We start from the raw sequence: 8,532 nt of genomic DNA, 5'->3' as shown, positions 1-8,532 counted from the left end.
GCTTGGAAGCAAGGCAGGGGCGATCCAGGCCGATTTGGGCGCCCTGCTCTCGGCGGCGCGGACGGCGAAGGTATTTAAGCCTCCTTGTTAGTCTCTTTGAGATATTCCCCGTCGCCCACGGGCTCTAACCACTCGTTGGAGGCCTCCTCGCCCGGAACCTCCAGCGCGAGATGGGAGAACCAGCTCTCGGGCGCGGCTCCGTGCCAATGTTTCACACCCGGGGCGATGTTGACCACATCGCCAGGGCGCAGCTCCTGTGCCTGTTTACCCCATTCCTGGTAGAACCCTCGACCAGCCACGCAGATGAGAATCTGTCCGCCGCCGTTTTTGGCGTGGTGCACGTGCCAGTTGTTGCGGCAGCCGGGCTCGAACGTCACGTTGTAGACGCCAACCTGCTCGGTTGATAGAGGCGCGAGGTAGCTTTGCCCGATAAAGTACTTCGCGAATGCGTCGTTGGGGGCACCGATGGGAAAGGCCATCTCGTTTTGGTGCTCGGCTTTTGCATCAGCGGCATCGTCATCCGCCCAGACCTCCTTCGCCATGCGAAAGGCCGCCCATGCCTTGGGCCACCCCGCGTAAAACGCGGCGTGGGTAAGGATTTCCGCTATCTCCGCCCTGGTTACACCGTTATTCTTTGCGGACATCAGATGGTATTGGAACGAGGAATCCGTCAGTCCCTGCGCCATCAGCGCCACCACCGTCACCACGCTGCGGTCTCGAAGGGAAAGCTCGCCCTCTCGGCTCCACACCTCGCCAAACAGCACATCGTCATTGAGCTGTGCGAATTTGGGGGCAAAGTCCCCTAGGGCATCTCTGCCTGCCGTCTGTTTAATTGCCATGATCGATCTCCCCCTGTCGATGGTTTAGGTGCAAATCTGTTTCCGCATTACGGAACACCCTTTGCAATCCCTGTTCTAATGACGAGAATGAAGGTAATACCTAAACCTGACTTTAGGTCAAGAAATGAATTCGAGATTGATTCGGAGGAGCCATGTACACAATCGGACAGGTGTCGGAGATGTTCGGCTTGCCCGCCTCAACGCTGCGCTATTACGACAAGCAGGGATTGTTCAGGCATTGGAGCGGACGTCCGGCATTCGGCAATTCGGCGATACGGAACTCGAGGCGCTTCGGGTCATCGAATGCCTCAAGAAAGCGGGGATGGAGATCAAGGACATCCGTCTATTCATGGAATGGTGCGCGGAGGGTCCATCGACATACCCCAAACGCAAGGCCATGTTCGAGGAGCGGAAGGCCCACATGGAGCTAGAGATCGCGAACATGAACCGCGCGCTGGACATGCTGAAGTACAAATGCTGGTTCTACGGGCAGCTGAATCAGGGCGAGAATGAGACTGAGCTGAGGGCCATGATTCCCGACGGTTTGCCAGAAGATATCAAAGAGGCCTACGAGAACGCTCACGCTCGGTAGTACCAAAAACGCCCTTTTTAAACTCAACCATTGTTTAAGATGTCACAACTCGGACAACAAGACTGGTTGCCCCGGTACGCAACGGGAGGGTCGACGCGGCTGGCATCGACCCTCCCATTTCCCGAACGGCATAAAGCTACTTGCTCACAACCGAGATGCGCTGGGCGACGTGGTTACCGGACTCGATCTCATCGACCATGGCAATCGCATAGTCAGCGTACGAGAGCGTTGACTCGCCGCGGCTGTTGAGCGTGAACTCCTCGCCCGCCAAGATATACTCACCGGTGCGCTCGCCGTCGGCCTGGAAGTCAGCAGCAGGGGAAATGAAGGTCCACTTGAGGCCGTCCGTTTCGCGAAGGTGAGCAAGGACTTTGCCGGCCGCGGCGGACAGCGGCTTCCAGTCATCGGGGAAGTCCGGGCCCATATCGACGGTGACCGTATGCTCGGGGTTGACGAACAGCGAGCCCGCGCCACCCACTATGAGCAGGCGCACATCGGTGCCGACCAGCACATTAGCCAAGTGGATGCCAGCGTCGGTGATACCGGGGATGGTCTCGGGCGTCCAGCCGCCCACGGCGTCCACCACGGCGTCGAATCCTTCGAGGTCTTCCGTCGTGAGCTCGAGTGCATCTTTGATGACGGAGTTCTGAGCGGCGGTCCTATTCTCGCCGCGCACGATGGCGGTCACGTCGAATCCGCGACGCACGGCCTCCTCAACGATGAGGCTGCCGGCCCTGCCGTTCGCTGCTACAACTGCGATTTTCTTGGTCATCATACTTTCCTTTCGGCCTGCGGCACTCGCCGCCGCTTTCCTTGCGGCTCATACGATACGCGTCAAAGGTATATAATGGAAAGTAGGCACATAAAAGTGCTGTAAGCACCAAAAGGAAACTAATGTAAATGACGTGCATGATTGCAGACGGAGGTTTCACGAATATGACAACACCGACTTTGGAGAACCTGCCTGCCTGCCCAGTGGAGACAACGCTTTTGCTCATCGGCAACAAGTGGCAGGTGCTCATCCTGCGCGAACTCTCGCTCAAAGGCACGATGCGCTTTAAGGAGCTGCAACGCTCGATCGGCAAGATTTCGCAGAAAGTTCTGACCAGCAACCTACGAACCATGGAGGAAACGGGGCTCGTTCATCGTGAAGCGTTCGCAGAGGTGCCCCCACGGGTGGAGTACTCGCTCACCGACCTGGGACAGACACTCAGACCCGTTCTTGACGCAATGAGAGCTTGGGGCGAGAACTACAAGGAGCAGCTCAGCGGCGGCGGGCTTCGATAAGTAGCTCCTACTGGTTACACGCCTACAGAAACCCCTCCGTCCTATCGCCATCACGGGAAACCCTCCTCCTTGGTTCTCGCCGCAAACGGCTTCGAGGCCGCGCTGGAGATCCCGGCACGGCTGGAGCCGCCCCGCGCGAGCAGCGGAAAGGGATACACGCCCTTTACCAAGGTAGATTGCTGCTTTCGCTTCCCGTTCCTTCCGCAGTATTCTCAAGGCGGATGCGCGGCCCGCGCTCTTGGCGCCTAGGGGGCGTCGCCGTCACATCGTTTCATTCGCGCCTCTCTTTAGCGTTGGCAAGACGTCGGTTCGTGCCGTTCGGGTGCACGCAGGTTTTGATAATGCGCGCCATCTCATCGATAGGCGTTTCGCAGCCGCTCCGAATCCAGTCCTGTACCACGGCAGAGAGCCCATGCACATAAAAACTGATGACGAAGGCCCGCTGCTCGCTGGGATAGCCAAAGCGCTCCAACACTGGGTCGATGATGTGCTTCGCTAGGGCCTCGAATCGCTCCTGAGCTTGCAGCGTATGCCCGTTTGCGAGCATCGCGCGATAGATGGAGCAGTTGTCTTGGACGAACTCGAGGTAGGGCCTCAGATACTCGTCGGTTACGAAAACGAGCTCATCGAGGGAAGCCGTACGGATAGCCCCGATCGTGTCTGCGGCGCTTTGTTCAAAGCGCTCGAAGAACTTGGTGTTCACATGCTCCGAACGCTCCTTCACGAGGTCAGGGACACCCTGGCAGTGAAGGTAGAACGTAGAGCGCCCCACCCCGGCCTTCTTGCAAATCTCCTTAACGGTTATGAACTCCGCGCCCTTGTTCTGCAGCAAGTCGAGCAAAGCCTCGTCCATAAGCTGCGCCGTCGTAAAGTATCTGCTCTGCTGCCTGTTCACCCAAGCCTGCCTCTCCCTGATGCCAAAAGCTATTCGCCGGCAATTCCCTTGGCAAGCTCCATTATCTCAAAGGCGTATTTCTTCTTAGAGGTTTCCAGAATCCAGCGATACAGAACAAGGTTCACGCTTGCGCCTGCGATACCCAAGATACCAAGGACGATTCCGAGCACAAACAACGTGCCCTCGCCAGGTCCCAGCACACCCATGGTCAGGCACATGCCCACACCCAACAACAGCGAGGAAGCGATGCCAAAGCTGTAGGCGAAGACGTTCGCGGGGCGCTTTGCTTTGGCATCGAGCTTCTTGAGCGCGGTGAGCTTGGAGGCGCTTTTGGGCGCGTATTGCTTGGCGATCGATTCCGCGCAGATCTTGTCGGTGTCCATGTTTTCTTCCTTTTCTCTATGGCTTGTTCGACAACCCAAGAATAGGAAGAACGTGCAGGCGATTGAAGAACACAAACGGGACGTTGTGTCCATGTTCGGCTCGGGCCGGTACTGAACGGTCTCTCGCAGAGCGCGTCGGTTGTTCATTGCGAGTCGCCGATGGGACTTTCAGATGATGAATCGGCCCGATCTGAATTCTGGCTTGAAGTGGGGTGATTCGACGGATTCCCAAAGTGCGCCTTGGTATACCTCCGGGATTCTTTGGCCTCGATGACCTTTCCAACCGCACTTCCAAGTCATCGCGGCGTGCTCGTTAGATCCTTCGGCCGCTCCGCCTGCATTTGGCGTGGCGACTGGGGAGGAGGTTGCGTCGACGAATATGCTCAGGTCTCGTCCCAATAAAATTCCGCTAGATAGAATCAGAACCACCCTTAAAAAGGGTGGTTTGCCCTTAGGGTATAACCCACGGGCCCCGGGCTCGCGTCTAAAGGCGCGGGCCCGGACTTCGTCCAGGCCTAGTGCATCTTGACCCGTGGCGCGCCGGTCGAACCGGCGGCATCACCCCCTCTTGAAGGGGTCCCCGTACTCCTTCACGCTCAGCTTGTCCAGCGCGATGTCGTGGGACTCCTGCTCCCTGATGTACTTGGCGATCGTCGCCTCGTCCGGGCCGACGGTGGACACGTAGTGGCCCTCCGCCCAGAACTTCCTGTTGCCGAACTTGTACTTGAGGTTGGCGTGCCTGTCGAATACCATCAGCGAGCTCTTCCCCCTCAGGTAGCCCATCACGCTCGCGACGCTGTACTTCGGCGGTATCGCCAGCAGCACGTGCACGTGGTCGGGCATCAGGTGCCCCTCGATTATCTCGATCCCCTTGTACTCGCACAGCTTCCTGAGGATCTCCCCTATGTCGCCCCTGATTTGGTTGTAGATCACTTTGCGCCTATACTTCGGCGTGAACACGATGTGGTACTTGCACATCCACTTCGTGTGGGAAAGGCCGTAGGCCTTCTGGGCCATGGCGACCACCCCTTCGACTCGAATTCTTTACGGCCTGAACAATCGTCAATATCGGTCGGAGGGGTGGCTTTGTAAAGCCCCTGGTACGCTACTGTTGCCAGCGTGGCTTAGCGGACTGGCGAATCCCGCCCCGTGCGCGTCATCATCCAATCAAATGCCCTGGCAAGCAGCAGCACCGCCAATCACACTACGTTCTTACGGTGCCCTCTGCGATAATATTAGCGAATTGTGTTTTCACCTCGCAGCTACGGAGACATTAGATGATTACGCTGGACAATCTTCGCGACGCACTTAGGGCTCTGTGCTACGAGCCGTCGGGCGACGGCACCGTTTATCAGAAATCCTGGGAAGAGACCAGCGCACAAATCACGGTCGATTTTTCCAAGAAACGCATCGGCTACCCGAAAGACCTGGGGTTCAAGGTCAACAAAGACACAACTTGTAACTTCTCCGATAACGAGAACTTCGTCGTACTCGCCTGCGTAACCATGCTCCTCGACAAAGGATATCGCCCCGAATCACTCGAGCTGGAGCGCGAATGGGCCCTTGGGCACGAACAAAAGAGCGGCCGCGCTGATATCTGCATTAATGACGAGAGGGGCGACACACTCGCAATCGTCGAATGCAAGACCCCTGGAACCGAATTCAAAAACGAATTCAAGAACATGCAGTCAGACGGAGGGCAACTCCTCTCCTATTGGCAACAAGAGCGCGCGACTCGCTGGTTGGTACTCTTTGCATGCGATTTCATCAACAACGAAATTGTGCCAGACCAGGTTTCAATTAACTGCAGCGATGACGAGAACTTCATCGCGCTCGCCAAACGCGATGACACCATTGCGCTCTACCGCGACGCCCATACAGTGGAACAGCTCCATCAAGTTTGGACGGAAACGTACAACCAACAAGTCGAGGGAAACATCCTCTTTGGCGATAGGTCGACGGCATACCACCCGATGGTTCCTCCCCTTCTCAAGAAGGACCTTGTCGACTTCAGGGCCGAAGACAGCATCGTCAACCGCTTCGAGGAAATCCTCCGCCACAACAACGTCTCCGATAAAGAGAACGCCTTCAATCGCCTTATTGCGCTCTTTATCGCGAAGCTCCAAGACGAGCTCTCGAAAATGCCAACCCAGGAGATTGAGTTCCAATACCGCCAAGGACGCGACACCTACGAAACGCTCCAGGACAGACTCCAGAGACTCCACTCAGACGGCATGAGAAAGCTCATGCGGGAAGAGGTCCTGTACGTTCCCAACAACTACGCCGAAAACCTCATAAGCAACTATACGGGCCAGCACCGCAAGCAGCTCATCGAGGAGCTGAACGGCACGCTGCGCAAGCTTAAATTCTATACCAACAATGACTTTGCGTTCAAAGACGTCCACAACGAGGAACTCTTTCTTCAGAACGGCAAGGTACTCGTAGAGACGGTGCAACTTCTACAGCCGTATCGCATCGTAGGAACTCAAGACATTCAATTCTTGGGCGACCTCTTCGAACAGCTCCTTAATCAGGGCTTTAAGCAAAACGAGGGCCAATTCTTCACACCTGTGCCCATCACCCGTTTTATTTGGAAGTCACTCCCACTCGACAGCATCGTGCAGGACGAGGCTGGTGCCGTGCACTATCCACGCGTTATCGATTACGCCTGTGGCGCGGGGCACTTTCTCACAGAAGGGTTCGAAGAAATCTCCGACGCCGCATGCCAATATGATCCGACCATAGAGGATGACCTCGGAGACGCCGACTGGGTCAGAGACAATCTCGTCGGCATCGAGAAGGACTATCGACTCGCTCGCGTTTCCAAGGTCTCGTTCTACATGCATGGCGCAGGGCAGGGCAACGTGGTCTTCGGCGACGGACTTGAAAATTATCCCGACAAGGGAATCGACAGCCGAACCGACAGGGGACGCTTCGACATTCTTGTCGCCAATCCCCCGTACTCTGTCGCGGCCTTCAAACCGCATCTCAAGCTTCACAACAACGAACTCAAAGTGCTGGAAACCATCAGCGATAGCGGCTCGGAAATCGAGACCCTCTTTGTCGAGCGTGCGGCACAGCTTGTTCGGCCCGGAGGCTACGCCGCCATTGTCCTCCCCACCTCGATCCTCGACAAGAGCACGAGCTCGAGTTTCATGGCCGCACGCGATGTGCTTTTGAGCTCCTTCGAGATCGTCTCCATCGCCAGGTTTGGATCAGGCACATTCGCGGCCACAGGAACAAACGTCGCAATTATGTTCCTACGTCGCTTTGACGAGATCCCGCCCCGCAATGCGAACGCACTTGATTTCGTTGACGCTGTTTTTGAGCGCAGGAAGCTCACTGGTTGGAAAGACGAAAGCGCTTTCAACGCTTATCTCGACACAATTAATGTAGACGGAGATACTTACCGGGCTTTTCTCGCAGGAGAGGCTGGCTGGAACGAATGGGCAAACACTCGCCACTTCAACGTTTATTGCCATCTTTTCGAATCATCGAAGGAGCTCAAGACCCTTCGAAAGAGCAAGACTTGGAAGGCGGCCGACAAGAACTCACAGCTCAAAGCAGAGAACGAGCTGTTCTATCGCTATGCGCACAAGGAAGAGCGCAAACGCCTGCGCGTTTGGGGTCTCGTCTGCGGCGAACAGACGCTCATCATCAACTCACCTAACACGACCAAGGAAATCGCCTCTTTCCTTGGCTACAAATGGAGCAATCGCAAAGGCAACGAGGGGATACAGCCCATCGATGGTGAGGGCGTGCTCTATTCGGACGACGAATCGGACGACACGAACTCGCTAAGCGGCATCATCAGAGCATGGTTCTCCGGCGAGCAGGTTGAGCCCGGCGACCTTACCCAGTACTACTACTATGCCAAGACCGCCGATTTCATCGACTTTGATGCCGAGAAGTTCGACGAGACTCTTACGATTCCCCGCTCTTTCTACAAGCCCCGCTCGTTCGCCCAGGGCACCGTAGTCAAGACGCTTAGAGACATCACATCCTACGTTACCAACAGCGTGGCCCAGAGTTCCATCACCACCGACACTTACGTAACAACGGAGAACATGGTCAAGGATCGTGGCGGCATAACCGCCTATAGCGGAGAGCTTCCGGCAAGTGCTGGCACCGCATACAAGAAGGGAGACACGCTCGTCTCCAATATTCGCCCCTATCTGCAGAAGATTTGGCTCGCAGACCGCGATGGGGCGTGCTCCAAGGACGTTTTGGTATTCCGAAGCATAAATACCGACAGCCTATTGCCCGAGTTCCTCCATCTGCTCCTGTGGCAGAAGGACTTCTTCGACTACGATATGTCCACCTTCACGGGAACCGGCAGGCCTCGCGGAGACAAGAATGAGCTGCTCAAATACCCCATCCCAGTCCCGACGCTCTCCGAGCAGAGAGCCCTCATCGACGGTTTCAATCGCTTAACAGATGAAATCAATAGCAAAAGACAGCAAATCGCCGCTCTCAAGGAGAGCGTCAAATCACGGTTTGTCGAGATGTTTAGAACCAAGACGCACGCATCATGGC

At 56.2% G+C, this 8,532-nt stretch carries 7 protein-coding genes and 1 pseudogene; 3 read left to right on the top strand and 5 right to left on the bottom strand.

Annotation, left to right across the window (positions count from 1 at the left end; genetic code table 11):
- Positions 1 to 74: 74 nt before the first annotated feature.
- Entirely contained in the window at positions 75 to 839 is a 765-nt protein-coding gene (locus DW796_RS10105) for a carboxymuconolactone decarboxylase family protein (protein WP_118095224.1), read from the bottom strand.
- 152 nt (positions 840 to 991) lie between these two features.
- Here DW796_RS10105 and DW796_RS10695 point away from each other — a divergent pair.
- Positions 992 to 1,431 (top strand): annotated as a pseudogene (locus tag DW796_RS10695) (MerR family transcriptional regulator).
- Between the two features lie 136 nt (positions 1,432 to 1,567).
- Here DW796_RS10695 and DW796_RS10095 read toward each other — a convergent pair.
- Positions 1,568 to 2,203 carry an NAD(P)-dependent oxidoreductase gene (locus tag DW796_RS10095; protein ID WP_199576434.1) on the bottom strand — a complete coding sequence of 212 codons (636 nt, stop codon included), beginning with the start codon at positions 2,201 to 2,203 and terminating at the stop codon, positions 1,568 to 1,570.
- 128 nt (positions 2,204 to 2,331) lie between these two features.
- On the opposite strand from DW796_RS10095, the gene DW796_RS10090 reads away from it, so the two are divergent.
- Positions 2,332 to 2,718 (top strand): helix-turn-helix domain-containing protein, encoded by a 387-nt coding sequence (locus DW796_RS10090; protein ID WP_233539726.1) that lies wholly within the window; start codon positions 2,332 to 2,334, stop codon positions 2,716 to 2,718.
- Positions 2,719 to 2,989: 271 nt separating this feature from the next.
- Here DW796_RS10090 and DW796_RS10085 read toward each other — a convergent pair whose 3' ends face one another.
- The 3 genes from DW796_RS10085 to tnpA form a co-directional block, all read right to left on the bottom strand.
- Positions 2,990 to 3,613: a TetR/AcrR family transcriptional regulator gene (locus tag DW796_RS10085; RefSeq protein WP_118095220.1), complete on the bottom strand. Its 624-nt coding sequence runs from the start codon at positions 3,611 to 3,613 to the stop codon at positions 2,990 to 2,992.
- A gap of 29 nt (positions 3,614 to 3,642) precedes the next feature.
- Complete coding sequence (locus tag DW796_RS10080; RefSeq protein WP_118095218.1) at positions 3,643 to 3,996, bottom strand: dihydropteridine reductase; 354 nt, start codon at positions 3,994 to 3,996, stop codon at positions 3,643 to 3,645.
- A gap of 558 nt (positions 3,997 to 4,554) precedes the next feature.
- A complete protein-coding gene (gene tnpA / locus DW796_RS10075; protein ID WP_118095216.1) occupies positions 4,555 to 5,013 on the bottom strand; it encodes an IS200/IS605 family transposase in 459 nt (152 codons plus the stop codon).
- A gap of 260 nt (positions 5,014 to 5,273) precedes the next feature.
- Here tnpA and DW796_RS10070 point away from each other — a divergent pair.
- Positions 5,274 to 8,532 (top strand): N-6 DNA methylase (locus tag DW796_RS10070; RefSeq protein WP_118095214.1); only part of this gene is annotated, 3,259 nt, incomplete at its 3' end.

Source organism: Collinsella sp. AM31-2AC, assembly GCF_003469285.1.
Classification (GTDB): Bacteria; Actinomycetota; Coriobacteriia; order Coriobacteriales; family Coriobacteriaceae; genus Collinsella; species Collinsella aerofaciens_AT.
The sequence above is the reverse complement of the archived record's forward strand: the minus strand, read 5'-3'. Positions and strand labels throughout refer to the sequence as shown.